The organism is Phycicoccus flavus (genome assembly GCF_004025965.2).
Lineage (GTDB): Bacteria > Actinomycetota > Actinomycetes > Actinomycetales > Dermatophilaceae > Phycicoccus > Phycicoccus flavus.
Genome location: NZ_SAYU02000030.1, coordinates 1 through 25589, shown reverse-complemented (window position 1 = coordinate 25589; position 25589 = coordinate 1). Strand labels below are relative to the sequence as shown.

The following is a 25589-nucleotide window of genomic DNA, read 5'->3' as shown; positions in this document are numbered from 1 at the left end:
CGCCCCTGTCGTAGCGTGACCACCGAACAGGTGTTCCAATCGCTCCCCAGGAGTCCCGCGTGCGCGTCCTCGGCGTCGACCCCGGCCTCACCCGGTGCGGCCTCGGTGTCGTCGACGGCCGTCCCGGGCGCGCGGCCATGGTCGCCGTCGGCGTCGTGCGCACCCCCGGCGACGCCGACCCGGGGGAGCGGCTGCTCTACCTCGAGCGCGAGATCGAGGCCTGGCTCACCCGCTACGCGCCCGACGTCGTCGCCGTCGAGCGGGTGTTCGCCGACGTCAACGTCCGCAGCGTCATGACCACGGCGCACGCGACGGCGGTGACGCTGCTCGCCGCCGCCCGCCGCGGCACCCCGGTCGTCTTCCACACCCCCACCGAGGTCAAGGCCGCCGTCACCGGGTCCGGCCGGGCCGACAAGGCCCAGGTCACGGCCATGGTCACCCGCATCCTCGGCCTGAGCAGCGCCCCGCGGCCGGCCGACGCCGCCGACGCGCTGGCCCTGGCCGTCTGCCACGCCTGGCGCGGCGCGCAGACCTCGCGGCTCGCGGCCCTCGCCGAGGGGACCCGGTCGTGATCGCGTCGGTGCGCGGGCCCGTGGGTCACGTCGGGCTCGACCACGTCGTCGTCGAGGTGGGGGGCGTCGGCATGCTCGTGCACACCACCCCGGCCACGGCCGCCGCCTGCCACGCCGGGCAGGAGGCCATCCTGGCGACGACGCTCGTCGTGCGCGAGGACTCCCTCACCCTCTACGGCTTCGGCCGCGGCTCCGAGCGCGACATGTTCGAGACGGTCCAGACCGTGTCCGGCGTCGGGCCGCGGCTGGCCCTGGCCATGCTCTCGGTCATGGGGCCCGACGAGCTCGCCGCCGCGCTCACCACCGGCGACGCCAAGGCCCTCACCGCCATCCCGGGCATCGGCGCCAAGTCCGCCCAGCGCCTCGTCCTCGAGCTCAAGGACAAGGTCGCCACCACCTACGGCACCGGCGGTGGCGCGGCGCCCGTCGCGCCTCTCCCGACCCGCGGCGAGGCCTGGCGCGACCAGGTCGCCGAGGCGCTGGTCGGCCTGGGCTGGAGCGCGAAGCAGGCGTCCGACGCCGTCGAGTCCGTCGCCGGGACGGCGCCGGAGGGCGCCGACGTGGCCACGTACCTGCGCCTGGCCCTGCGGGAGATGCGCCGGTGAGCGCCGGGCTGCCGGACGGCTTCCGCAGCGAGGTCCGGGAGGCCGACGGGTCCCTCGACGCGACGGCCCGGGTGCTCGACGCCGCCGGCACCGACGACGAGCGCGTCGTCGAGGCCGCGCTGCGTCCGCGCCGCCTGGCGGAGTTCCCCGGCCAGCCCCGGGTCCGCGACCAGCTGGGGCTCGTCCTCGAGGCCGCCCGCCGCCGCGGCAGCCCGCCCGACCACGTCCTGCTCTCCGGCCCGCCGGGGCTCGGCAAGACGACCCTGGCGATGATCGTCGCCGCCGAGCTCGAGCGCCCCATCCGGGTGACCAGCGGCCCGGCGATCCAGCACGCCGGCGACCTCGCCGCGGTCCTGTCCAGCCTCGACGAGGGCGAGGTGCTCTTCCTCGACGAGATCCACCGGATGAGCCGCAGCGCCGAGGAGATGCTCTACCTCGCGATGGAGGACTTCCGGGTCGACGTCATCGTCGGCAAGGGCCCGGGCGCCACCGCCATCCCGCTGGAGCTGCCTCCCTTCACCGTCGTGGGGGCCACGACCCGCGCGGGGCTGCTCCCCGCCCCGCTGCGCGACCGCTTCGGCTTCACCGGGCACCTGGACTTCTACGACGTCGCCGACCTCGTGACCATCCTGCGGCGCTCGGCCGGCCTGCTCGGCGTCGAGGCCGACGGCGCCGGCGTCGCGGAGGTCGCCGGGCGCTCCCGCGGCACCCCGCGCATCGCCAACCGGCTGCTGCGTCGGGTCCGCGACTGGGCCCAGGTGCACGGCGAGGGCGTCGTCGACGCCCGGGCCGCGCGGGCCGCCCTCGCGCTCTTCGACGTCGACGAGGCCGGGCTGGACCGCCTCGACCGGGCCGTCCTGGAGGCCCTGTGCCGCCGCTTCGGCGGCGGGCCGGTGGGGCTCTCGACCCTCGCCGTTGCCGTCGGCGAGGAGGCCGACACCGTCGAGACCGTCGCCGAGCCCTACCTCGTCCGCGAGGGCTACGTCCTGCGCACCCCCCGCGGTCGCGCCGCGACGGCGGCCGCCTGGCGCCACCTGGGTCTCGCGGTGCCACGGGAGACCGCACAGCAGGAGGCGCTGCCGCTGGAGGACTCCGGCCCGGGCCGGTTCGCCCCCTGACCGCCTCTCCCGGCGGCCTCGCCCGCCGGGCACGCGCGGGACCCCTGCTTCGTTGGAGACGTGTCCGGCTCTCGCCTAGAGTGGGCCCTCGGCCCGGTGCGTCCGGGCCGATCCACTGCCCGCTCCCGCCGGGCGAACCCACGCGCGACCGCCACAAGGACTGTTCAACGATGTCATCCGGCTCCGGCTCCGGCCTCGCCTACCTCCTCGTCCTGGGACTGCCGTTCCTGCTCATCGTCTGGATGTTCTTCACCCAGCGGCAGCGGGCCAAGCAGGTGCAGACCCTCCAGTCCTCGCTCGCCGTCGGTGACGAGGTCGTGACGACCTCGGGCCTGTACGCCACGATCACCGCCCTCGACGACACCGTCGCGACCCTGGACGCCGGCAGCGGGGTCACGCTGCGCTTCGACCGCCGCGCCATCGGCATGCGCGCCCCCGAGGCCGCCTGATGGCCGCCACCGCGCCCCGCACCGTCGCCCGCCGGGCCCTCATCGCGCTCACCGTCCTCACGGTCGCCCTCGGCGGGCTGCTCGCCGGCACCATCGTCTGGGGCACCGGGCAGGCCACCCCCAAGCTCGGCCTGGACCTCAAGGGCGGCACCCAGATCATCCTCGAGCCGCAGACCAACGCGGGCCGGCCGTCGGCCGAGCAGCTGAACCAGGCGCGCAACATCATCGTCCAGCGCGTGGACGCCAACGGCGTGTCCGGGGCGGAGGTGACGACCCAGGGCAGCGAGAACATCGTCGTGAGCATCCCGGAGATCCCCACCCAGGCCGTCCGGGACGCCATCAGCAAGTCCTCGCAGATGCAGTTCCGCCCGGTGCTCGCCGTCGCGAACGGCGCCCCGCAGCCCACCGCGAGCCCCAGCCCCTCCGGCAGCGGCGCCCCGTCGGGAAGCCCGAGCCCGCGGCCGTCGGCCTCCGGCTCCGCGCAGCCCTCCGGCAGTGCGTCCGCCACCGCCTCGCCCGCCCCCAGCGCCACCTCGACGAGCAACGGCGTCCTCAACCGGGTGCTCACCGCCGAGTCGCCGTCGCCCAGCGGCAGCGCCTCACCGTCGGCGTCGCCGTCCGGGTCCGCCTCGCCGAGCCCGTCCCCGTCGGCCTCCGGCGGCGAGGGCGTCACGCCCACCGACGCCACCGACCTGGCCTGGATCACCCCGCAGATCCAGCGGCAGTTCGAGCAGCTCGACTGCTCCCAGCCCAACGCCCTGGACAACCTGCGCGACGACCCCGCGAAGCCGCTCGTCACGTGCGACGACACCGGGACGGCGAAGTTCGTCCTCGGCCCGGTCGTCGTCTCCGGCGACAAGATCAGCGACGCCAGCGCCGGGTACCAGACCAACCAGCAGGGCACGGTGACCTCCACCGTCGAGATCGCGCTGTCCTTCAACAGCGAGGGCAGCCGGCAGTACGCCGACATCAGCCGCAAGATGGTCACGCTGCCCTCACCGCAGAACCAGCTGGCCGCCACCCTCGACTCGCGCGTCATCGTCGCGCCGCAGTTCAACGAGGCCATCCCCAACGGCCGCGCGAGCATCACCGGCAACTTCACCCTGGAGTCGGCCCGGGCCTTGGCCGACCAGCTGAAGTTCGGTGCGCTGCCGCTCTCCTTCGTCGAGCAGTCCAGCGTCGACATCAGCCCGACGCTCGGCTCCGAGCAGCTGCGCTACGGGTTCATCGCCGGCCTCGTCGGGCTCCTGCTCGTCGTCGTGTACTCCCTCTTCCAGTACCGCGCGCTGGGGTTCGTCACGATCGCCTCCATCGTCGTGGCCGGGCTCCTCACCTACCTGACGATCACCGTGCTCGGGTGGGCACAGAACTTCCGCCTCGACATGGCGGGGGTGACCGGGCTCATCGTCGCCATCGGCTTCACCGCCGACTCGTTCATCGTCTACTTCGAACGGGTCCGCGACGAGCTGCGCGACGGGCGGTCCCTGGCCAGCGCCGTCGAGACCGGGTGGAAGCGCGCCAAGCGCACCGTCCTCATCGCCGACGCCGTGAACTTCCTCGCCGCGATCGTCCTGTACGTGCTGGCCAGCTCCAGCGTCCGCGGCTTCGCCTTCACCCTCGGTCTCACGACGCTCATCGACGTCCTCATCGTCTTCTGGTTCACCCACCCGCTGCTCACCGTGCTGTCGCGGCGGCCGTTCTTCCGCGACGGCCACCCGCTGTCCGGGCTGGACCCGAGTCGTCTCGGGGCCAAGACCACCCGGTACGTCGGCCGCGGGAGGTTCGAGACCACCCCGCCCGCCTCCGCCCGCCAGCCCGAAGGGAGCCGGGCATGAACCTCAGCTTCTCCGACCTCGGCAACGACCTCTACACCGGCAAGCGCTCGGTCCCCGTCGTCGCCTCCCGGCGCCGGTTCTACCTCGGCTCCGTCGCCCTGTTCCTCATCGCGGTCCTCGGCCTCGCGACCCAGGGCCTCAACCTCGGCCTGGAGTTCCGCGGTGGCTCGGAGTTCCGGGTCGCGACCTCCGCGGCGCCCCAGGACTACGAGCAGACCGCCCGGGAGGCCGTCGGCGCCGCGGACAACACCCAGGGCGTCAACGTCACGCTCGTCGGCAACGACACGGTGCGCGTGCAGACCGAGCGCCTCTCCGACAGCGACAGCCAGAAGGTCCGCGGCGACCTCGCGCAGGCGTTCGACGTCCCGGAGCGGGACGTGAGCGCGACGTTCATCGGGCCGTCGTGGGGGGCCTCGGTGAGCCAGCAGGCGCTGCGGGCGCTCGTCATCTTCCTCGTCGCCGTCGTCGTCATGCTGAGCATCTACTTCCGCAACTGGAAGATGGCCGCCGCCGCGCTCTTCGCCCTCGCGCACGACCTCGTCATCACCGTCGGCATCTACGCCCTCGTCGGGTTCGAGGTGTCGCCGGCGACGATGATCGGCTTCCTCACCGTCCTCGGCTACAGCCTCTACGACACCGTCGTCGTCTTCGACAAGGTCCGCGAGAACACCCAGGAGGCGTTCGCCAACGGCCGGATGACCTACGCCGACGCCGCCAACCTCGCCGTCAACCAGACGATGGTCCGCTCGATCAACACGACCGTCATCGGCTTGCTGCCGATCACCGCGGTGCTCGTCGTCGGCTCGGTCTTCCTCGGCCCGGGCGTGCTCGTCGACCTCTCGCTCGTGCTCTTCGTCGGCATCCTCGTCGGCGCCTACTCCTCGATCTTCATCGCGACGCCGTTCCTCGTCACGCTGCGGCGCAACGACGACGCCGTCGTCGAGCTGGGCAAGCGCGCCGAGCGGCACCGGTCCAAGGTCGAGCGCGAGCGCGCGGCCCGGCCGGTCGTCGGCGACGACGGCGCACCGGTGCCGGTCGGTGCCGGGGCCCCCGCCGAGCGCGAGGAGGGCTCGACCCTCACCGGGCGCGCGGTGCACCAGTACGCCCGCTCCGGTCCCCGCAACCAGCCCAAGCGACCGCCGAAGAGCAAGCGCTGAGCGGAACCGCCGTGCCCGCGGAGGCCGAGCTGTCCGCGCTCGTCGCGCGGTCGCTGCGGGACGTCCCCGACTTCCCGCGGCCCGGGGTGGTCTTCAAGGACGTCACGCCGCTCGTCGCCGACCCCGCCGCGTTCGGCGCGGTCGTGCGCGGGCTGGCGGAACCCTGGCGGGAGGGCGGTGTCGACCTCGTCGCCGGCGTCGAGGCCCGCGGCTTCGTCGTCGGGGCGGCGCTGGCCCACGAGCTCGGGCTCGGCTTCGTCCCGGTCCGCAAGGCCGGCAAGCTGCCGGGCGACACCGTCGAGGCGTCCTACGAGCTGGAGTACGGCTCGGCGACCATCGAGGTGCACGCCGACGCCCTCGCCGCCGGGCAGCGGGTCCTCCTCGTCGACGACGTCCTCGCCACCGGCGGCACCGCGCTGGCCGCCTGGGACCTGCTGGAACTGGTCGGCGGCACCGTCGTGGAGTTCGGTTGCGTCGTCGAGCTGGCCTTCCTCGGCGGGCGGGCGGCGCTGGGGGAGCGGCCGGTCCGGTCGCTGCACCGGGTCGGCTGAGCCGGGCCTAGACTTCCGCCATGGCGGAGAACGCGGCGACCTCCGCCCCCGGGACGACATCGGCGGGGGCCGGCTCCCGCGCGCGCGCCCGGGCCGCGCTGGCCCGCGTCGGACGCAGCAAGCCGCCGAGCCACCCCGTCCTCGAGCCGCTGCTCCAGGTCGTCCGCAGCACCCACCCCAAGGCCGACATCGCCATCGTCGAGCGCGCCTACGCCGTCGCCGAACGTGCCCACGAGGGGCAGAAGCGGCGCAGCGGGGACGACTACATCACCCACCCGCTCGCGGTGACGACGATCCTCGCCGAGCTCGGAATGACCCCGACGACGCTCGCCGCCGCGCTGCTCCACGACACCGTCGAGGACACCGCCTACAGCCTCGAGGCGCTGCGCCGGGACTTCGGCGACGAGATCGCGATGCTCGTCGACGGCGTCACCAAGCTCGACAAGGTCACCTACGGGCAGGCCGCGCAGGCCGAGACGGTGCGCAAGATGGTCGTCGCCATGGCGCGCGACATCCGGGTGCTCGTCATCAAGCTCGCCGACCGGCTGCACAACGCCCGCACCTGGCGGTACGTGAGCCAGGAGAGCGCCCAGCGCAAGGCCAAGGAGACCCTGGAGATCTACGCGCCGCTCGCGCACCGGCTCGGGATGAACACCATCAAGTGGGAGCTCGAGGACCTGTCCTTCCAGGCGCTCTACCCCAAGGTGTACGACGAGATCGTGCGGCTCGTCGCCGAGCGGGCACCGGCCCGCGAGGAGTACCTGCAGCAGGTCCGCGACGAGGTCGGCAGCGACCTGAAGTCCGCGAAGATCAAGGCGCTGGTCACCGGCCGCCCCAAGCACTACTACTCCGTGTACCAGAAGATGATCGTCGGAGGCCGCGACTTCGACCAGATCTACGACCTCGTCGCCGTCCGGGTCCTCGTCGACACCGTCCGCGACTGCTACGCCGCCCTCGGGGCGCTGCACGCCCGGTGGAACCCGGTGCCGGGGCGCTTCAAGGACTACATCGCGATGCCGAAGTTCAACATGTACCAGTCGCTGCACACGACGGTCATCGGCCCGGGCGGCAAGCCGGTGGAGATCCAGATCCGCACCCAGACGATGCACCGCCGCGCCGAGTACGGCGTCGCCGCGCACTGGAAGTACAAGGAGGACCCGGCCGCCAAGGGCGCCGGGCAGGCGCCCGGGGCCCAGGTCCGCGACGGCCAGACCGGCCCGGTCAACGACATGGCGTGGCTGCGCCAGCTGCTGGACTGGCAGAAGGAGACCGCCGACCCCGGCGAGTTCCTCGAGTCCCTCCGCTTCGAGATCACCGCGAGCGAGGTCTACGTCTTCACCCCCAAGGGCCAGCTCGTCGGCCTGCCCGCGGGCGCCACCCCCGTCGACTTCGCCTACGCCGTGCACACCGAGGTGGGGCACCACTGCATCGGCGCGCGGGTCAACGGCCGCCTCGTGCCGCTGGAGAGCCGGCTCGACAACGGCGACGTCGTCGAGGTGCTCACCTCCAAGGCCGACTCCGCCGGTCCCTCGCGCGACTGGCTCTCCTTCGTCCGCTCCGCCCGTGCGCGCAACAAGATCAAGCACTGGTTCACCAAGGAACGCCGCGAGGAGATGATCGAGGAGGGCAAGGAGGCCCTGGCCAAGGTCATGCGCAAGCAGGGCCTGCCCCTCACCCGGATGATGTCCCTGGAGTCCCTCACCGGCGTCGCCGAGGAGCTGCGCTACCCCGGCATCGACGCCCTCTACGCCGCCGTCGGCGAGGGCCACGTGTCGGCCCAGCACGTCGTCTCGCGGCTCGTCGCCTCGGTCGGCGGCGAGGACGGCGCGAGCGAGGACATCGCCGAGGCGACGATGCCCGTCGTCACCCGGCCGGTGCAGCGCCGCCGCTCCGGCGACCCCGGCGTCGTCGTCAAGGACATGTCCGACGTCTGGGTCAAGCTCGCCCGCTGCTGCACCCCGGTGCCCGGGGACGAGATCCTCGGCTTCGTCACCCGCGGCAGCGGCGTGTCGGTGCACCGCCGCGACTGCTCCAACGCCGACTCCCTGCTCGCCCAGCCGGAGAAGATCATCGAGGTCGACTGGGCGCCCACCGCGGGGAGCCTGTTCCTCGTCCAGCTCCAGGTCGAGGCGCTGGACCGCTCCCGCCTGCTGTCCGACGTCACCCGGGTCATCTCCGACAACGGCGTGAACATCCTGTCGGCGTCGGTGCACACCTCCCGCGACCGGGTGGCCGTGCTCCGCTTCACCTTCGAGATGGGCGACCCGGGCCACCTCGGGCACGTCATCCGCTCCGTCCAGAAGGTCGACGGCGTGCTCGACGCCGAGCGCGTCACCGGCGGGCGCCGGGACACCTGAGCCCGGGCCTTCCGGGCGCCCGGCGGGCGACGGGACCGGTCGGGATCAGCCGCCGAACTCGGACAGCCCGGCCCGGGCCTGGTCCAGCCACTGCTGCTGGGCGGCGAGCCGCTCGCGCGCCGTGCGCGCCCGCTTCTCGTCGCCGGCGGCCTCGGCCTTGGCGACCTCGCCCTCGGCCTTGGCCACGGACGCCTCCAGCTGGTCGACCATCGACTGCGCGCGGGCCGCGACCTCGGGGTTGGTCCGCGACCACTTGGCGTCCTCGGCCTCGCGGACGGCGGTCTCGACCCGGCGGATCCGCTTCTCGACCCGCTCCATGTCGCCGCGCGGCACCTTGCCGGCCTCGTCCCAGCGCTCCTGGATGCCCCGCAGGGTGGTCTTCGTCGCCTCGAGGTCCTGGATGGGCAGGAGCGCCTCGGCCTCGACGAGCAGCTCCTCCTTGACGGCGAGGTTGCCGCGGAACTCCTCGTCCTCGGCGGCGGCCGCGGCGTCCTTGGCCGTGAAGAAGGCGTCCTGGGCGGCCCGGAAGCGCTCCCACAGGGCGTCGTCGTCCTGGCGCTGGGCCCGGCCGGCCTGGCGCCAGCGGTCCATGAGCTGCTTGTAGGCCCGGGCCGTGGGCCCCCAGTCCGTGGAGCGGGACAGGGCCTCGGCCTCGGCGACGAGCCGCTGCTTGGCCTGCTTGGCGTCGGCGCGGGTGGTCTCCAGCTCGGCGAACCAGGCCCGGCGGTTCTTGTCGAAGGAGTTGCGGGCGTGGCTGAAGCGCTGCCAGAGCGCGGCCTCGGTCGGCTTGTCGAGCTTCGCGGCGCTGCGCTGGTGGTTCTTCCAGTCCTGCAGCAGGGTGCGCATCCGCTCACCGCTCTGCTTCCACTGGGTGGAGGCCGGCGGCTGCCCGGCGATCTTCTCGGCCTCGGCGACGATGGCCTCGCGCTCGGTGCTCGCGGCGGCGCGGGCGGCCTGACGCTGCTCGGACTCCGCGGCGCGCTTGGCCTGCAGGCCCGTCTCGACGCGCTCGACCGTCGCGTGCAGCGCCGGCAGGTCGCCGACGACCCCGGTCGTCGCGATGTGGTCCTTGAGCGTCTTCAGCCCGTCGGCGACCTCCTTGGCCGACACCTCGGGGGTGGCCAGCCGGGTCTCGAGCAGCTCCGCGGAGGCGGCGAGCTCGTCGTACTTGCGGGCGAAGTACTGGAGGGCCTCCTCGGGGGTCGCGCCGGGGTAGGAGCCGACCTCCTGCTCGGTGTCGCCGCTGGTGACGAACACCCGGCCCTCGTCGTCGACCCGGCCGAAGCGGGCCGATTCGGAGTGCGTCTCGGGGGCGGGTGCGGCGGCCGGGGGCCGGGGCGCGACCCGGCCGGCGAGCGCGGCGGGGGAGGGGACGGCGGGACGGGCGGGGGGCTGGTCCTCGGACACGGTCAGGACTTCTCCTCGGTGACAGCAACCCGGAGGATGCTGATCGGTGCGGCGGGCGAGCCGTCGTCGGGGCTGGCGTCGTTCGGCGCCACCCCCTGGGCGGCGACCTTGTCGACGATATCCAACCCCTTCGTCACCCGCCCGAACACGGTGTACCCGTCGGGGTCGGGCAGCGTGGAGTCGCCGTAGACGACGAAGAACTGGCCACCGGTGCCCTTCTCCGGGTCCTGGGTGCGGGCCATGGCCAGCGTGCCGCGGGGGTACCTGCCGTCCTTCGGGGCGTTCTCGACGCCGTAGCCGAAGCCCGGGTCGCCGGAGCCGGTGCCCGTCGGGTCGCCGCACTGGAGCACCTTGAGGGTCTCGGCGGTGACGAGCCGGTGGCAGGGGGAGTCCTGGTAGTAGTTCGCCTTGGCCAGGGCGACGAAGGCGGCGACGGCCTGCGGCGCCTTCGTGCCGTCGAGCCGCACGACGATGTCGCCGCAGGTGGTCGTCAGGGTGGCGGTGAAGGTCCTGCCCGCCGCGGTCCTCTTGTCCGGCAGGTCGAGCTCGGAGCTCGTGCCGAGCGGCGGCGGGGGCGTCTCGCAGCCGGCGAGCGTCGTGCCGCTGGGCGAGGGGGAGGCGCCCGCGCTCGACGACGCGGCGGGGGCGGCCTCGTCCGAGCCGCCGAGGGTGGCCCCGAGCACCCCGAGGAGCCCCACGACCACGACGACCACGCCGACGACCGCCCCGACGCGCGTGAGCCGGGCGCGCTGCTCGGCCTTGCGGGCCTGGGTGGCCCGGCGCTTCTCCCAGCGGCGGCGCTGGCGGGCCCGCTCCTGCTTCTTGGTCACCCCGTGGTCCTTCGTCCTCGCGTCGTCGTCGCCCGGTCGGCGCGCCCAGTGTAGGCACCCCGCTCGTTACGCTCCCTGGGTGCTCGTCACCGTCTTCCCCGCTGCCGCCTTCGGGACCAACTGCTACGTGCTGGCCCCCGGGCCGGGGGAGGAGTGCCTCGTCGTCGACCCGGGCATCGGGGTCGAGGACACCCTGCGGACGGCCCTCGAGGAGCACCGGCTGCGCCCCGCCGCGGTGCTGCTGACCCACGGCCACGTCGACCACGTGTACTCCGTGACGCCGGTGTGCGGCGGCGACACCGCCGCGTACGTCCACGACGAGGACCGCTACCGCCTCGTGGACCCGCTGGCCGGGCTGGACCGCGCGCTGCTCGCGATGATGGAGGAGCAGTTCGGCCGGGCCGCCACCTGGCGCGAGCCCGAGCGCGTCGTCGAGGTCGCCGACCGGCAGCGTCTGCAGCTCGCCGGCCTGGAGCTGGAGGTGCTGCACGCCCCCGGCCACACCGAGGGCTCGGTGCTCTTCACCCTCGACGGCGTGCCCGACGGCCTGCCGCCCGAGGAGGGGCTGGACCGCACCGTCGTCTCCGGTGACGTGCTGTTCGCCGGCGCCATCGGACGCACCGACCTGCCCGGCGGCGACGACCAGGCGATGCGGGCCTCGCTGCGCGACGTCGTCCTGCCCCTGGCGGACACGAGCCTCGTGCTCACCGGCCACGGGCCGGCGACGACGATGCGCCACGAGCGGGCCACCAACCCCTACCTGCAAGGATTGATCGCGTGAGCGAGCCCGTCGAGAAGTCCGCCGCCGACCGCGGCCCGGTGCCGGCTCCGGAGAGCGCCCGGGCCGTCAAGGTGACCCCGATCTCGGGGTTCCCCGAGCTGCTGCCCGCCGAGCGGCTCGCCGAGCTGCACGTCCTCGACGTCATCCGCGAGGTCTTCGAGCTGCACGGGTTCACCCCGCTGGAGACCCGTGCCGTCGAGCCGGTCGAGCGGCTGCTCGGGAAGGGCGGCGACGCCGACAAGGAGATCTACGGCGTGACCCGGCTCGCGGCCCGGTCCGACGAGCGCGGCGGCACCGACGGCGGCCTCGGGCTGCACTTCGACCTCACCGTGCCCTTCGCCCGGTACGTGCTCGAGCACGCCGGGCGCCTGCACTTCCCGTTCCGCCGCTACCAGGTGCAGCGGGTGTGGCGCGGCGAGCGTCCGCAGGAGGGCCGCTACCGCGAGTTCACCCAGGCCGACATCGACGTCGTCGACGTCGGCGAGCTGCCGCCGCACCTCGAGGCCGAGATGCCGCTCGTCGTCGCCGAGGCCTTCCGCCGCCTGCCGGTGGGGGAGTTCCGCATCCTCGTCAACAACCGCAAGGTCCCCGAGGGCTTCTACCTCGGCCTCGGCCTCACCGACGTCCAGGGCACCCTCCGGGTCGTCGACAAGCTCGACAAGATCGGGGCCGAGAAGGTCCGCGACCTGCTCCTCGAGGGCGGGGCCACCGCCGAGCAGGCGGAGCAGGTGCTCGCGCTCGCCTCGATCCGGACGGCCGACACCTCGTTCGTCGAGCGGGTGCGCGCCCTCGGCGTGTCGCACCCGACCCTGGACGAGGGCCTCGCCGCGCTGGCCGCCGTCGTGCGGGCCGGCGAGGAGCAGGCGCCGGGGACCCTCGTGGCCGACCTCGCCATCGCCCGCGGCCTGGACTACTACACCGGCACCGTCTACGAGACCCAGCTCGTCGGCGCCGAGGACTGGGGCTCGGTGAGCTCCGGCGGCCGGTACGACTCGCTGGCCTCGGACGGCCGGACGACCTACCCGGGGGTCGGCATCTCCATCGGCGTCACCCGCCTGGTGCAGCTGCTCCTGGCCCGGCGCGGGCTGACGGCGACCCGGTCCACCCCGGCGGCCGTGCTCGTCGCGGTGGTCGACGAGGAGTCACGGCGCCGCTCCGACACCGTCGCGGCTGCGCTGCGTGCGCGCGGGGTGCCGTGCGAGGTCGCGCCCGCCGCGGCGAGGTTCGGCAAGCAGATCCGCTACGCCGACCGCCGCGGCATCCCCTACGTCTGGTTCCCCGGCGCGGCCGAGGACGGCGGCGACCAGGTCAAGGACATCCGCTCCGGCGCCCAGACCGACGCCGACGCGACCACCTGGGTCTGCCCCCCCGCCGACCTCCGCCCCGCCGTCGTCGTCACCGCCCCCTGACCCCGCCACCGACCCCGCTCGCATCGCCCGACGCCGCGTCGGGCCGGTCGTCGGGCTCGACACCCCGGTTCGTCCTCGAGACACGACCTCCGAACCCGGGGCTCGGTGACATTTCGGGGTGACCCCGAAATGTCCAGGGGGGTGGGACGACGTGACGCCCGGGAGGGGCCGGGCCGCGCAGGTCTGGCCGCCAAGGGCGCGTCGGGGCGGTCGTCGGGGTCGACACCCCGGTTTGTCCTCGAGACACGACCTACGAACCGGGGGCTCCGTGACATTTCGGGGTCACCCCGAAATGTCCGGCGGGGGTTGGGGGGGTCAGGCGCGGGAGCGGTCCGGGGGGCCGGGGCGGACGGGGCGGGGAGGGCGGGGCGGCTTGAGGCCGGACTCCTTGAGCTCGAGGACGGCGAGGGCGCGGATGACCTGGAGGTCCCCGCGCCGCCACGCGCCGGCCGGGTCGTCGGAGATGCGGGCCAGGCGCGGCATCGGCTGGTTCGCCATGGCCCGCAGCGCGAACAGGTCGAGGTCCGGCGCCGCGTTGACGAACCGCCGCGCCGCGGTCGCCCGCCGGACGAACCGCAGCCGCAGCAGCAGCCAGGTGCCGACGACGAGCAGGATCGGGGCCAGGGCGGTGGTCAGCGCGAGGACGAGGGCGAACCGCTCGACGGCGACGACGAGGTCGTGCCCGGCCGCCGCGAAGTCGGTGCCGATGCCCGCGGCCGACCGGAACGGCGCCGCGACCCGGTCGTCCAGCAGCGGCAGCCCGTCGACCTGGTCGCCCGCCTGGTCCATCCGGCCCCGGAAGCCGTTCCCGGCCTCCTCGAGGCGTCGCCCGGGCTCGGCCAGCGCGAGCGTCGTCTCGTGCACCCGCAGCGCGATGCGGACCCACAGGTAGACCCAGACGACGACGCCGACGTCGGAGACCAGCTGCACGACGCGTCGCCCCTTGAGGTCGCTGTAGGCCTTCATCGGGTCCTCCTCGGGGCTGTCGGGACGGTCCCGCCCCACCACTAGACTTCCATCGCGGTCCCGCCGGCGCAGGCAGGGCGGGGCGTGCGTGTCCATCCCCCCGTGACGACAGGCAGGTCTGGTCCGTGAAGGTCGGCATCCCCAGCGAGGTCAAGAACAACGAGTTCCGGGTGGGCATCACCCCGGTCGGCGTCAACGAGCTCACCCGCCACGGCCACGAGGTCCTCGTCGAGAAGGGCGCCGGGCTCGGCTCCTCGATCACCGACGACGAGTTCGCCTCCCAGGGCGCGCGGATCATCGGCAGCGCCGACGACGTGTGGGGCGAGGCCGACATGGTGATGAAGGTCAAGGAGCCCGTCGCCGAGGAGTACCACCGGCTGCACGAGGGCCTCACCCTCTTCACCTACCTCCACCTGGCCGCCGACGAGCCGCTGACCCGCGAGCTCGTCGACACCGGTGTCACGGCCATCGCCTACGAGACCGTGCAGCTGCCGTCCGGGCTGCTGCCGCTGCTCTACCCGATGTCCGAGGTCGCGGGCTGCCTCGCCCCGCAGGTCGGCGCGCACACGATGATGAAGGCCCAGGGCGGCCGCGGCGTGCTCATGGGCGGCATCGGCGGCGTCGCCAGCGCCAAGGTCGTCGTCCTCGGGGCCGGGGTGGCCGGCCAGAACGCCGCGAACATCGCCCTCGGCATGGGCGCCGACGTCACCCTCCTCGACACCGACCTGGACAAGCTGCGGATGAGCTTCTGGCGCTACGACAACCGGGTGGCGCAGATCGCGTCGTCGGCGATGTCGGTGCGCGAGCAGGTCCTCGAGGCCGACCTCGTCATCGGCACCGTCCTCATCCCCGGCGCCAAGGCGCCCAAGCTCGTCACCGACGAGATGGTCACGCAGATGAAGCCCGGCTCGGTGCTCGTCGACGTCGCCATCGACCAGGGCGGCTGCTTCGAGAACAGCCGGCCGACGACCCACGCCGACCCGACCTTCGCCGTCCACGACTCGATGTACTACTGCGTCGCGAACATGCCCGGCGCGGTCCCCGAGACCTCGACCTGGGCCCTCACCAACGCCACGCTGCAGTACGCGCTGCGCCTCGCGGACGCCGGCTGGGCCGACGCCATGCGCGCCGACGAGCCGCTGGCCAAGGGCCTCAACACCCACGGCGGGCACGTCACCTACGCCGCGGTGGCCGAGGCCTTCGGCATGGAGTCGACGCCGGTGGCCGAGGTGCTCTCCTGACCGACGCGCCGGCCGTCCGGCCCACCCCGGTGGGCCGGGCCGTCGAGTCGTGGCTCACCCACCTCGACGTCGAGCGGGGGATGTCGGCGCACACCCTCGCCGCGTACCGGCGCGACCTCGCCCGCTGGAGCGGGTACCTCGCCGCCGCCGGGGTCGAGCGGCCCGAGGACGTCACCCCGGCGCACGTCGCCGAGTTCCTCGCCCGCCTGCGCGAGGGCGACGACGACCACCGACCCCTCGCGGCGTCCTCGGCCGCCCGGACCCTCGTCGCCGTCCGCGGCCTGCACCGCTTCCTCGCCCTCGAGGGCGTGCTGGAGGCCGACCCGGCCCGGGACGTCGCGCCGCCGAGCACCCCCGACCGGCTGCCCAAGGCCATCCCGCTGGACGCCGTCGAGCGGCTGCTCGGGGCGGCGGCGGTCGGCGACACCCCGGCGGCCCTGCGCGACCGGGCGCTGCTGGAGGTGCTCTACGGCACCGGCGCGCGCATCTCGGAGGCGGTCGGGCTCGACGTCGACGACCTCGACACGAGCGACGGGGTCGTCCGGCTGCGCGGCAAGGGCGGCAAGGAGCGGGTCGTCCCGCTCGGCTCGTACGCCGCGACGGCGGTCGGCGCCTGGACCGTCCGCGGCCGCCCGGTCCTGGCCGCGAAGGGCCGCGGGACGCCGGCCCTGTTCCTCGGCGCACGGGGCGCGCGGCTGTCGCGGCAGAGCGCCTGGGCCGTGCTGCGGGCCTGCGCCGAGCGCGCCGACCTCCCCGGCCACCTCTCGCCGCACACCCTGCGGCACTCCTTCGCCACCCACCTGCTCGAGGGCGGCGCCGACGTCCGGGTCGTCCAGGAGCTGCTCGGCCACGCCTCGGTGACGACGACGCAGATATACACGCGGGTCACCGTCCAGCAGCTGCGCGAGGTCTACGCCCAGAGCCACCCCCGGGCCCGGTGACCTCGGGGACGGGGCGCGCCCGCTGATAGGGTCGGCGCAGCGATCAGCGCGAGGCTGACCGACGTACGCCACCGGGGAGTTGGAGAGTTGGGCGAGACCGACGCCGCGTTCCAGATCCGCATCGACGGACAGGGACAGGTGGGCCCCACCGGCCGGCCGCTCCCCGCGTTCCCCGAGCCGGAGCCGCTCTCCTCGCACGGCCCGGCGCGGGTCATCGCCATGTGCAACCAGAAGGGCGGCGTCGGTAAGACGACGACCACCATCAACCTCGGCGCGGCCCTGGCCGAGGTCGGGCGGCGGGTCCTCCTCGTCGACTTCGACCCCCAGGGCGCCCTGTCCGTCGGCCTCGGCGTGCCGGCCCACGAGCTCGACGTCACCGTCTACACCCTGCTCGTCGAGCGCGGCCACGACATCCGCGACGTCATCCAGCACACCGCCGTCGAGGGCCTGGACGTCGTCCCGGCCAACATCGACCTGTCGGCCGCCGAGGTCCAGCTCGTCGGGGAGGTGGCGCGCGAGCAGATCCTGGCCCGCGTGCTGCGCCCGGTCATGGACGACTACGACGTCGTCCTCGTCGACTGCCAGCCCTCGCTCGGCCTCCTCACCGTCAACGCCCTCACCGCCGCCCACGGCGTCGTCATCCCGCTGGAGTGCGAGTTCTTCGCCATGCGCGGGGTCGCCCTGCTCGTGGAGACCATCGAGAAGATCACCGACCGGCTGAACCCTCGCCTCGTCATCGACGGCATCCTCGCGACGATGTACGACGGCCGCACGCTGCACTCCCGCGAGGTCGTCGCCAGCGTCGTCGAGCACTTCGGCGACCAGGTGTTCCACACCGTCATCTCGCGGACGGTGAAGTTCCCCGACGCGACGCTGGCCGCCGAGCCCATCACGACCTACGAGTCCACCCACAAGGGCGCCGACGCCTACCGCCAGCTCGCCCGCGAGCTCATCGCCCGCGGCGGGGCGGCCTGACCCCGGTGGGCCCGCCCCCCGGGGCGCCGGAGGACACCGCGCTCGCCGCGCCCGCGGCGCCGCCGGCCGTCCCGGGCGGGGTCATCACCCGCCGGGCCGCGGTGACGCCGTTCGAGGTGCACCTCGACGTCTTCTCGGGCCCGTTCGACCTGCTGCTCGGGCTCATCAGCAAGCACCGGCTGGACATCACCGAGATCGCCCTGGCCGGCGTCACCGACGAGTTCATGGCCCACCTGCGGGCCGCCCGCGAGTCCGGCGGCGCCTGGGACCTCTCGCAGGCCACCGAGTTCCTCGTGGTCGCGAGCACGCTGCTCGACCTCAAGGCCGCCCGGCTGCTGCCGCAGGCCGGCCCCGAGGACGAGGAGGACCTCGCCCTCATCGAGGCCCGCGACATCCTCTTCGCCCGGTTGCTGCAGTACCGGGCCTTCAAGGACATCGCCCGCACCTTCGGCGAGCGGATGGCCACGGCGGGCCGCCGGCACCCGCGCGCGGTGGCCCTGGAGCCGCACCTCGCGGCCCTGCTCCCCGAGCTGGTGATGACGGTGACCCCCGAGCAGCTGGCCGCGATCGCCGCCCGGGCCATGACCCCGAAGGCGCCGCCCACCGTCGGGCTCGCCCACCTGCACGCCCCCGCCGTCAGCGTGCGGGAGCAGGCCGCGGTCCTCGGCTCGCGGCTGCGCCGCGAGCGGGTCGCGTCCTTCCGGAGCCTCGTCCAGGACGCCGACAGCACGCTCGTCGTCGTCGCCCGCTTCCTCGCCCTCCTCGAGCTGTTCCGCGAGTCCGCCATCGGCTTCGAGCAGGCCGAGGCCCTCGCCGAGCTCACCGTCCGCTGGACCGGCCCCGACGACGGCGAGGTCGAGGTCACCGGCGAGTTCGACGAGCCGCCGGACGGCGCCCCGGCCGCCCCCGCCCCCGAGCCCCCGCCGCAGGAGACCCCCGATGAGTGACCACGACGCCCCCACCGGGGAGCCGTCGCCGCCCACGCCCGAGGACCAGCTGGCCTTCGACGTCGCCGACTTCCCGGGCGGCATCCCGGCCGCCCTCGAGGCCGTGCTCATGGTCGTCGACGAGCCGGTGACGACCGCCGCGCTCGCCTCGGCCCTGGAGCAGCCCACCGACCTCGTGCGCGACGCCCTCGCCGACCTCGAGGCCGGCTACGCCGAGCAGCGCCGCGGCTTCACCCTGCGCGAGGTCGGCGGCGGCTGGCGGATGTACAGCCGCCACGAGTACGCCCCGGTCGTCGAGCGCTTCGTCCTCGACGGCCAGCAGGCCCGGCTCACCCAGGCCTCGCTGGAGACCCTCGCCGTCATCGCCTACCGCCAGCCGGTGTCCCGCTCACGGGTCGCGGCCGTGCGCGGCGTCAACGTCGACGGCGTCATCCGCACCCTGCTCACCCGGGGGCTCGTCGAGGAGGTCGGGCAGGACCCGGAGTCCACGGCCACCCTGTACGGCACGACGTCGTACTTCCTGGAGCGCCTCGGCCTCGGCGGGCTCGAGGAGCTGCCGGCGCTCGCGCCGTTCCTGCCCGAGGTCGACGTGCTCGACGAGATCGCCGAAGGAGGCCGCGGATGACCCCGCCCAAGGGCCGAGGAGGCCGGCGCGCCGGCGACCGCCAGCAGCGTCAGCGGGGGAGCGGGCAGCAGCCCGGCCGCCCGCCCGGCGTCGGCAACACCCGCAGGAGCCAGCCGACCCGCACCAAGCCCGAGCCGCAGCGGCCCGTGGTCGACGTCCACGACCCCGACGGCGTCCGGCTCCAGAAGCTGCTCGCCGCCGCCGGCGTCGGCTCGCGTCGGGTCTGCGAGGACCTCATCGCCCAGGGCCGGGTCGAGGTCGACGGCCAGACCGTCACCGAGCTCGGGGTCCGTATCCGCCCCACGCAGGTCGTCCACGTCGACGGCGAGCGCGTCCAGCTCGACGAGTCGCGGGTCTACCTCGCCTTTAACAAGCCGCTCAACGTCGTGACGTCGATGAGCGACGAGCTCGGCCGGGTCGACATCGGCGACTACGTCGGCGCCCGCAAGGAGCGGCTGTTCCACGTCGGGCGGCTCGACGCCGACACCGAGGGGTTGCTGCTGCTCACCAACGACGGCGACCTCGCGCACCGGCTGCAGCACCCGCGCTACGGCGTGCTCAAGACCTACCTCGCGCAGATCCCCGGGCCGGTGCCGCGCGACCTCGGCCGGCGCCTCCGCGAGGGCGTCGAGCTGGAGGACGGGCCGGTGTCCGTCGACTCCTTCCGGGTCGTCGACTCCCAGCCCGGCAAGGCGCTCGTCGAGGTCGTCCTCCACGAGGGCCGCAAGCACATCGTGCGGCGGATGCTCGACGCCGTCGGACACCCGGTCATCTCGCTCGTGCGCACCGAGGTCGGCCCCGTCCGGCTCGGCGACACCAAGCCGGGCAAGTGGCGGGCGCTCACGGCGGCGGAGGTCGCGGCGCTCTACAAGGCCGCGGGCCTGTGACGCGCGGGGAGCGCTGATGCGCGTCCACGTCGTCGGCACCGGGCTCATCGGCACCTCGCTCGGGCTGGCGCTCACCCGCCACGGCGACGAGGTGACCCTCGAGGACGCCATCCCCACGCACGCCGCGCTGGCCCGCGACCTCGGCGCCGGCCGGCTGCCCACGGCGGGGGAGGAGCCCGACCCCGAGCTCGTCGTCGTGGCCGCGCCGCCCGACGTCGTCGCCCGCTGCGTCCTCGGCGCCCTCGTCCGCTTCCCGGAGGCCGCCGTCACCGACGTCGCGTCGGTCAAGGGCACCGTCCTCGCGGCGGTCCGGGCCGCCGGGGGCGACACGACGCGCTACTGCGGCTCGCACCCGATGGCCGGTCGGGAGCGTTCCGGCGCCGTCGCCGGACGTCACGACCTCTTCGACGGCCGCGCCTGGGTGCTCACCCCGACCCCGGACACCCGCCCGGAGGTGACCGCCCGGGTCGCCGAGGTGGCCCGCGCCACCGGCGCCGCCGTCCGCGAGGTCCCGCCCGACGTCCACGACCGGGCCGTCGCCGCCGTCTCGCACGTGCCCCAGCTGGCGGCGAGCCTCGTCGCCGCCCGCCTGGAGGACCTCGACGAGGACGCCGTCGCCCTCGCCGGCCAGGGGCTGCGCGACGTCACCCGGATCGCGGCCAGCGACCCGCACCTGTGGACCCAGATCCTCGCGGGCAACGCCCGCGCCGTCCGGGCGGTGCTCACCGGGCTGGCCGACGACCTCACCGCCGTCGTCGCCGCCCTCGCGGCCCTGGAGGCCGGTGACGACGCCCCGGGCGCCCGCGGCACCATCGCCCGGACCATCGCCGCCGGCAACGCCGGCCAGGCCCGCATCCCCGGCAAGCACGGCGGCGCGTCGACGGTCTACGAGACGGTCCGGGTCCTCGTCCCCGACGAGCCCGGGCAGCTCGGCCGGCTGTTCGCCGACGTCGGCGAGATCGGCGCCAACATCGAGGAGTTCCACCTCGACCACGGGCTCGGCCAGGACTTCGGCGTCGCCGAGGTCGACGTCGTGCCGGCCGCCGCCGCCGCCCTCGCCGAGGGCCTGGCGGGCCGGGGCTGGCGCATCCACGGCTGAGCCCGCCGCTAGGCTCGGCGGCCATGACCACCCCGCTCACCATCGCCATCGACGGGCCGTCCGGGTCCGGCAAGAGCACCGTCGCCCGGGCGGTCGCGGAGCGGCTCGGGGTCGGCTACCTCGACACCGGCGCGATGTACCGCGCCCTCACCTGGTGGTGCCTGGAGCGCGGCACCGACCTCGCCGACGTGGCCGCGGTGGCGCAGGCCGCCCGCACGCTGCCGCTGGACCTCGGCACCGACCCCGGCGAGGTGCGCGTCACGGTGGACGGCACCGACGTCACCGCCGCGATCCGCACCACGGAGGTGAGCACCGCGGTGTCCGCCGTCGCGACGAACCGCGAGGTCCGTCCCGTGCTCCAGCAGCGCCAGCGCGACCTCATGGCGAGCATCGCGCAGCGCACCGGCGGGGTCGTCGCCGAGGGCCGCGACATCACCACCGTCGTCGCCCCGGACGCCCGGGTGCGGGTGCTGCTCACCGCCTCCGAGGAGGCCCGGCTGCGGCGGCGCAGCACCGAGCTGCACGGGGACGCCGACGCCTCCTCGCTCGAGGCCACCCGCGACCAGGTCGTGCGCCGGGACCGCGACGACTCGACCGTCTCGCGGTTCGACGAGGCCGCCGAGGGCGTCACCCTCGTCGACACCTCGGACCTGTCGCTGGAGGGCAGCATCGAGGCCGTGCTCGACGTCGTCGCGGGGGAGACCGCGGCCGACGGCGCCTGAGCCGGGGCGGCCCGCCCGCGGCCCCCAGCGGCCGCGTCCGGCGTGGTCCGGACCACCCGCGGGGGTGCGGGACAATGGTCGGGTGAGTACCGAGGAGCCGACCCAGACCCGCGACCCCGCCGCCGTCGAGCGCGCGCTGCGGGCCGGACTCGAGGAGTTCGAGCTCTCCGACGAGGACCGCGCCCTGCTCGAGGCCGAGGGCCTCGTCGACGAGGACGGCCAGATCGTCGCCCCGGCGCCGGTCGTCGCCGTCGTCGGCCGGCCGAACGTCGGCAAGTCCACCCTCGTCAACCGGGTGCTCGGCCGCCGCGAGGCCGTCGTCGAGGACGTCCCCGGCGTCACCCGCGACCGGGTGGCCTACGACGCCGACTGGTCCGGGCGCCGCTTCACCCTCGTCGACACCGGCGGCTGGGCGGTCGACGCCACCGGCATCCACCTGCGGGTCGCCGAGCAGGCCGAGATCGCCGTCGACCTCGCCGACGCCGTCCTCTTCGTCGTCGACGCCACGGTCGGGGCCACCGACGACGACGCCGCGGTCGTCCGGCTGCTGCGCCGGTCGGGCAAGCCGGTGGTCCTCGTCGCCAACAAGGTCGACGACGAGCGCACCGAGGCCGACGCCGCCGCCCTGTGGAACCTCGGCCTGGGGCAGCCCTGGCCGGTGTCGGCGCTGCACGGGCGGGGGAGCGGCGACGTCCTCGACGCGCTGCTCGAGGTGCTGCCGACCGTCTCCCAGGTCGCCGCCTACGGGCGCGGCGGGCCCCGGCGGGTCGCGCTGCTCGGGCGGCCCAACGTCGGCAAGTCCTCGATGCTCAACAAGCTGACCGGCACCGACCGGGTCGTCGTCGACGACGTCGCCGGCACCACCCGCGACCCCGTCGACGAGATCGTCGAGCTCGGCGGGCGGACCTGGCGGTTCGTAGACACCGCCGGCATCCGGCGCCGCGTGCACCAGACCCGCGGCGCCGACTTCTACGCCTCGCTGCGCACCCAGACGGCGCTGGAGAAGGCCGAGGTCGCCGTGGTCCTCGTCGACGCCCACGAGACCCTCGCCGAGCAGGACGTCCGGATCGTCCAGCAGGTCATCGACGCCGGGCGCGCGCTCGTCGTCGCCTACAACAAGTGGGACCTCACCGACGAGGAGCGCCGGCACTTCCTCGAGCGGGAGATCGAGCGCGACCTCGTCCAGATCCCCTGGGCGCCGCGCGTCAACGTGTCCGCCCGCACCGGCCGGCACCTCGAGCGGCTCGTCCCGGCCATCGACCGGGCGCTGGACTCCTGGGAGTCGCGCATCCCGACCGCGCGGCTCAACGCCTTCCTCGGCGAGGTCGTCGCGGCCCACCCGCACCCGGTGCGCGGCGGCAAGCAGCCGCGGATCCTCTTCGCCACCCAGGCCGGGACGCGCCCGCCGCGGTTCGTCCTCTTCGCCTCGGGCTTCATCGAGGCCGGCTACCGCCGCTTCGTCGAGCGCCGGCTGCGCGAGGAGTTCGGCTTCGAGGGCACCCCGATCGAGATCAGCGTCCGGGTCCGCGAGAAGCGCCGCAACCGCCGCTGACCCCGCCCCCACCCTCGCCCCGACGTTCCCGCCCCTCCCGCGCCCCGACGTTCCCGCCCCTCCCGCGCCCCGACTTTCCCGCCCCATCCGGGAAGGCCGGGGTACACACCGGAAGACCGGGCGCGCGAACCCCGGACTTCCCTTGTCCAGTGCCGCGGCCGGCTCCGGACCGATTGGGTCGGCGCCGAGCCGGTGGGATAAGGTTTCGACGCTCCTGCGGGAGCAGCCACGGGCTGTGGCGCAGCTTGGTAGCGCACTTGACTGGGGGTCAAGGGGTCGCAGGTTCAAATCCTGTCAGCCCGACGCGAGGTCAGCGGCCGGTCGACGGATGTCGGCCGGCCGCTCTCGTGCTCCTGGGCCCGGACACGCGACGCCGGACCCCGCGCGGCCGCAGAGACTGACCGCGAGCCCCGACGGGGGCTAGCGTGGTCCCGGACCGACCGGAGGGGCTGCGACGATGCACGCGATCATGGACTTCCTGCTCGACCTCGTCGCGGGCATCTGGCCCCGGGACAGGACCTCGCCGCGCCGGACGCTGCGCCCGCGCCGGCGCGAGGAGTGGGAGTGACCGGGGGCGAGCGCGCCTGGGCTCCGCGCACCGCCGTCCTCGCGGTGCGGGCGGTGGCCGACGGCGAGCCGACCCGCTGGTACGAGGAGCTGTGGGGCGAGGCCGCACGGGGGCAGCTCGACCTGCCGTGGTCGCGCACCGCGCCCTTCCCCGCGGTGGCCGAGCTCGTCGCCGCGACCGGCCCGGGGGAGGGACGGCGCGCCGTCGTCGTCGGCGCGGGCCTGGGCGCCGACGCCGAGCACCTCGCGGTCCACGGCTGGGCGACGACGGCCTTCGACGTCGCCCCCTCCGCCGTCGACCTCGTGACGAGCCGCTACCCCGACTCCGCCGTCGACTACCGGGTCGCGGACCTGCTGGACCTGCCGGACGACCTCGTCGGGGTCTTCGACCTCGTCGTCGAGGTCTTCACCCTCCAGGCGCTGCCCGCCACGGTCCGGCACCGGGCGACGACGGCCGTGCGCTCCCTCCTCGCCCCGGGCGGCACGCTGCTCGTCGCGCAGCTCGTCCGGGAGCGCGGCGCGCCTTCGCCGGCCGAGCCGCCGTGGCCCCTCGACGAGGACGAGGTGCGGGCGCTGGCCACCGACGAGGTTCACCTGGACCGCCTCGAGCGGCGGCCCCTGCCCGGGAGCCCGGGCGGCGCCGACCTCTGGGTCGCGGTGCTGCACCGGGACCCACCCGCCGGGGCGGGCTGACGGCGCCGGTTCAGAGCACCGAGGCCATCCGGCGCACGGCCTCCTGAAGGATCGCCGGCGACGTCGCGAAGTTGAGCCGGACGAAGCCGCGCCCGTCCTGCGCGCCGTAGCGGGTGCCGATGCCGAGGGCGACCCGCCCCTTCTCCCGGAACACCGCGGCGGGGTCGTCCCCGAGCCCGAGGTCCCGGCAGTCCAGCCAGGCGAGGTAGGTCGCCTCGGGCACGCTCCAGCGCACGCCCGGCAGGTGCTCCGCGAGCAGGCGCCCCAGCAGGTCGCGGTTGGCGGTCAGCTCGCCGAGCAGCGCCGCCTGCCACTCGCGGCCCTCGCGCATGGCGGCGACGTGCGCGATCTCGCCGAGGTGCGAGGAGCCGTGGGTGTACATCTCGGGCAGGCGGGCCAGGTCCGCACGGGCGCCCGGGCCGGCGAGGACCGCCCCGGACTTCAGGCCGGCGAGGTTCCAGCCCTTCGACGGCGAGAACACGGCGATGCCCCGCTCGGCGCCGGGCACCGAGAGGTACGGCGTGAAGGCCCGTCCCCCCGGGTGGACCAGCGGTGCGTGGATCTCGTCGCTGACGACGCGGACGCCGTACCGCTCGGCCAGCTGCGCGACGGCCGCCAGCTCGTCGGCCGAGTGCACCGCGCCGGTCGGGTTCTGTGGGTTGCACAGGAGGTAGGCGGCCCGCACGCCCCCCGCGGTGGCGTCCGCGAAGGCGCGCTCCAGGGAGGCCGGGTCGAGCCGGCCGTCCGCCCCGAGCGGGGCCTCCACCCGCCGCCGTCCGACGGCTTCGACGAAGCCGAAGAACGCGTCGTACACCGGCGGCGAGACGACCACCGGACCGCCCTCGTCGGTGAGCACCCGGAGCATCTGGCTCGCCCCGGTCATCACGTCGGCGACGACGGCCGTGTCCGCGGGGTCGACCGCGTAGCCCCAGGAGTCCGCGACGTAGCGGGTGACCTCGGCGGCGTAGCCCGGCCCCCAGCCGTACCCGGTGTCACCCCGGGCGACGGCGGCGGTCACCGCCTCGACGACGGGCGGACACGGGCGCGCGTCCATCTCGGCCACCCACAGGGGCAGGACGTCCGGGCCGTAGGCCCGCCACTTGACGCTCGTGCGCGTCGCGCGCAGCTCGGCCTCGTCCGCCCCCAGGATCTCCTCGCTCATGGCGCCACCCTAGGTGTACCCGGCCAGGACGTTGGTGACGGATAGGCGTTGACGACGAGGAGAACCTCCGGGTGGGGTGTGGGTGTCTAAGTCCTACTCCGCCCGGAGGTTCTCGTGGCCCACGCTAACGCTCGTCTGACT

24 protein-coding genes and 1 tRNA gene are annotated in these 25589 nt (G+C 74.6%); 21 read left to right on the top strand and 4 right to left on the bottom strand.

From position 1 onward, the window contains the following. Positions 1–59 precede the first annotated feature (59 nt). The 8 genes from ruvC (at position 60) to EPD83_RS10480 (ending at position 8644) form a co-directional block, all read left to right on the top strand. Positions 60–572: a crossover junction endodeoxyribonuclease RuvC gene (gene ruvC, locus EPD83_RS10515; RefSeq protein WP_128367141.1), complete on the top strand. Its 513-nt coding sequence runs from the start codon at positions 60–62 to the stop codon at positions 570–572. Continuing rightward, complete coding sequence (gene ruvA / locus EPD83_RS10510; protein WP_128367140.1) at positions 569–1177, top strand: Holliday junction branch migration protein RuvA; 609 nt, start codon at positions 569–571, stop codon at positions 1175–1177. The genes ruvC and ruvA overlap by 4 nt, the downstream gene beginning before the upstream one ends. Beyond that, on the top strand, positions 1174–2295 hold the full coding sequence (gene ruvB / locus EPD83_RS10505; RefSeq protein ID WP_407676025.1) for a Holliday junction branch migration DNA helicase RuvB: 1122 nt from the start codon (positions 1174–1176) through the stop codon (positions 2293–2295). Before ruvA ends, ruvB begins: the two co-directional genes overlap by 4 nt. Before the next feature lie 170 nt (positions 2296–2465). Continuing rightward, entirely contained in the window at positions 2466–2744 is a 279-nt protein-coding gene (gene yajC / locus EPD83_RS10500; RefSeq protein ID WP_128368559.1) for a preprotein translocase subunit YajC, read from the top strand. Next, on the top strand, positions 2744–4579 hold the full coding sequence (secD, locus tag EPD83_RS10495) for a protein translocase subunit SecD (protein WP_165566567.1): 1836 nt from the start codon (positions 2744–2746) through the stop codon (positions 4577–4579). The genes yajC and secD overlap by 1 nt, the downstream gene beginning before the upstream one ends. Beyond that, positions 4576–5736, top strand: a complete 1161-nt coding sequence (gene secF, locus EPD83_RS10490; RefSeq protein WP_128366456.1) for a protein translocase subunit SecF — start codon at positions 4576–4578, stop codon at positions 5734–5736. The genes secD and secF overlap by 4 nt, the downstream gene beginning before the upstream one ends. A gap of 11 nt (positions 5737–5747) precedes the next feature. Beyond that, complete coding sequence (locus EPD83_RS10485) at positions 5748–6287, top strand: adenine phosphoribosyltransferase (RefSeq protein WP_128366457.1); 540 nt, start codon at positions 5748–5750, stop codon at positions 6285–6287. 20 nt (positions 6288–6307) lie between these two features. Continuing rightward, positions 6308–8644: a RelA/SpoT family protein gene (locus tag EPD83_RS10480; RefSeq protein WP_128366458.1), complete on the top strand. Its 2337-nt coding sequence runs from the start codon at positions 6308–6310 to the stop codon at positions 8642–8644. Between the two features lie 45 nt (positions 8645–8689). On the opposite strand, the gene EPD83_RS10475 is transcribed toward EPD83_RS10480, so the two are convergent. Next, on the bottom strand, positions 8690–10051 hold the full coding sequence (locus EPD83_RS10475) for a DUF349 domain-containing protein (RefSeq protein WP_128366459.1): 1362 nt from the start codon (positions 10049–10051) through the stop codon (positions 8690–8692). A gap of 2 nt (positions 10052–10053) precedes the next feature. After that, positions 10054–10881 (bottom strand): peptidylprolyl isomerase, encoded by an 828-nt coding sequence (locus EPD83_RS10470; RefSeq protein ID WP_165566566.1) that lies wholly within the window; start codon positions 10879–10881, stop codon positions 10054–10056. 79 nt (positions 10882–10960) lie between these two features. On the opposite strand from EPD83_RS10470, the gene EPD83_RS10465 reads away from it, so the two are divergent. Together EPD83_RS10465 and hisS are read left to right on the top strand one after the other, a co-directional pair. Then, positions 10961–11662: an MBL fold metallo-hydrolase gene (locus EPD83_RS10465; protein WP_128368370.1), complete on the top strand. Its 702-nt coding sequence runs from the start codon at positions 10961–10963 to the stop codon at positions 11660–11662. Between the two features lie 38 nt (positions 11663–11700). Then, entirely contained in the window at positions 11701–13071 is a 1371-nt protein-coding gene (hisS, locus tag EPD83_RS10460; RefSeq protein WP_165566570.1) for a histidine--tRNA ligase, read from the top strand. 315 nt (positions 13072–13386) lie between these two features. Here the strand turns inward: hisS and EPD83_RS10455 are convergent, their stop codons facing one another. Continuing rightward, entirely contained in the window at positions 13387–14037 is a 651-nt protein-coding gene (locus EPD83_RS10455) for a hypothetical protein (protein ID WP_128366501.1), read from the bottom strand. 125 nt (positions 14038–14162) lie between these two features. Between EPD83_RS10455 and ald the strand changes: the two genes are divergently transcribed. The 11 genes from ald to EPD83_RS10400 all read left to right on the top strand — a co-directional run bounded on the left by ald (position 14163) and on the right by EPD83_RS10400 (position 24286). After that, positions 14163–15278, top strand: coding sequence for an alanine dehydrogenase (gene ald, locus EPD83_RS10450; protein ID WP_128366500.1), 1116 nt, complete (start codon positions 14163–14165; stop codon positions 15276–15278). Between the two features lie 29 nt (positions 15279–15307). Continuing rightward, the gene (locus EPD83_RS10445) at positions 15308–16219 is read left to right on the top strand and encodes a site-specific tyrosine recombinase XerD (protein WP_407676024.1); all 912 of its coding nucleotides are present in this window, start codon (positions 15308–15310) and stop codon (positions 16217–16219) included. Between the two features lie 87 nt (positions 16220–16306). Further along, positions 16307–17194, top strand: coding sequence for a ParA family protein (locus tag EPD83_RS10440; RefSeq protein ID WP_165566565.1), 888 nt, complete (start codon positions 16307–16309; stop codon positions 17192–17194). Between the two features lie 5 nt (positions 17195–17199). Then, positions 17200–18141, top strand: a complete 942-nt coding sequence (locus tag EPD83_RS10435) for a segregation and condensation protein A (RefSeq protein ID WP_205859495.1) — start codon at positions 17200–17202, stop codon at positions 18139–18141. Beyond that, positions 18134–18766, top strand: coding sequence for an SMC-Scp complex subunit ScpB (gene scpB / locus EPD83_RS10430; RefSeq protein WP_128366498.1), 633 nt, complete (start codon positions 18134–18136; stop codon positions 18764–18766). The genes EPD83_RS10435 and scpB overlap by 8 nt, the downstream gene beginning before the upstream one ends. Next, a complete protein-coding gene (locus EPD83_RS10425; protein WP_128366497.1) occupies positions 18763–19653 on the top strand; it encodes a pseudouridine synthase in 891 nt (296 codons plus the stop codon). Before scpB ends, EPD83_RS10425 begins: the two co-directional genes overlap by 4 nt. Before the next feature lie 16 nt (positions 19654–19669). Then, entirely contained in the window at positions 19670–20752 is a 1083-nt protein-coding gene (locus tag EPD83_RS10420; protein ID WP_165566564.1) for a prephenate dehydrogenase, read from the top strand. A gap of 23 nt (positions 20753–20775) precedes the next feature. Further along, positions 20776–21474 (top strand): (d)CMP kinase, encoded by a 699-nt coding sequence (gene cmk / locus EPD83_RS10415; RefSeq protein WP_128366973.1) that lies wholly within the window; start codon positions 20776–20778, stop codon positions 21472–21474. An 82-nt stretch (positions 21475–21556) separates the two neighbouring features. Continuing rightward, positions 21557–23026, top strand: a complete 1470-nt coding sequence (gene der / locus EPD83_RS10410; RefSeq protein ID WP_235950485.1) for a ribosome biogenesis GTPase Der — start codon at positions 21557–21559, stop codon at positions 23024–23026. A gap of 229 nt (positions 23027–23255) precedes the next feature. Next, positions 23256–23329 (top strand) — tRNA-Pro (locus EPD83_RS10405). Between the two features lie 261 nt (positions 23330–23590). Next, positions 23591–24286 (top strand): class I SAM-dependent methyltransferase, encoded by a 696-nt coding sequence (locus tag EPD83_RS10400; protein WP_128366971.1) that lies wholly within the window; start codon positions 23591–23593, stop codon positions 24284–24286. Between the two features lie 10 nt (positions 24287–24296). Here the strand turns inward: EPD83_RS10400 and EPD83_RS10395 are convergent, their stop codons facing one another. Next, positions 24297–25448, bottom strand: coding sequence for a MalY/PatB family protein (locus tag EPD83_RS10395; RefSeq protein WP_128366970.1), 1152 nt, complete (start codon positions 25446–25448; stop codon positions 24297–24299). Between the last annotated feature and the right edge of the window lie 141 nt (positions 25449–25589).

Bases quoted from the DNA above. Each gene is read 5' to 3' on its own strand.
- EPD83_RS10455 (WP_128366501.1), bottom strand. From the start codon at position 14,037: ATGAAGGCCTACAGCGACCTCAAGGGGCGACGCGTCGTGCAGCTGGTC.
- EPD83_RS10395 (WP_128366970.1), bottom strand. From the start codon at position 25,448: ATGAGCGAGGAGATCCTGGGGGCGGACGAGGCCGAGCTGCGCGCGACG.
- yajC (WP_128368559.1), top strand. From the start codon at position 2,466: ATGTCATCCGGCTCCGGCTCCGGCCTCGCCTACCTCCTCGTCCTGGGA.
- EPD83_RS10425 (WP_128366497.1), top strand. From the start codon at position 18,763: ATGACCCCGCCCAAGGGCCGAGGAGGCCGGCGCGCCGGCGACCGCCAG.
- secF (WP_128366456.1), top strand. From the start codon at position 4,576: ATGAACCTCAGCTTCTCCGACCTCGGCAACGACCTCTACACCGGCAAG.
- EPD83_RS10420 (WP_165566564.1), top strand. From the start codon at position 19,670: ATGCGCGTCCACGTCGTCGGCACCGGGCTCATCGGCACCTCGCTCGGG.
- cmk (WP_128366973.1), top strand. From the start codon at position 20,776: ATGACCACCCCGCTCACCATCGCCATCGACGGGCCGTCCGGGTCCGGC.
- secD (WP_165566567.1), top strand. From the start codon at position 2,744: ATGGCCGCCACCGCGCCCCGCACCGTCGCCCGCCGGGCCCTCATCGCG.
- EPD83_RS10480 (WP_128366458.1), top strand. From the start codon at position 6,308: ATGGCGGAGAACGCGGCGACCTCCGCCCCCGGGACGACATCGGCGGGG.
- scpB (WP_128366498.1), top strand. From the start codon at position 18,134: ATGAGTGACCACGACGCCCCCACCGGGGAGCCGTCGCCGCCCACGCCC.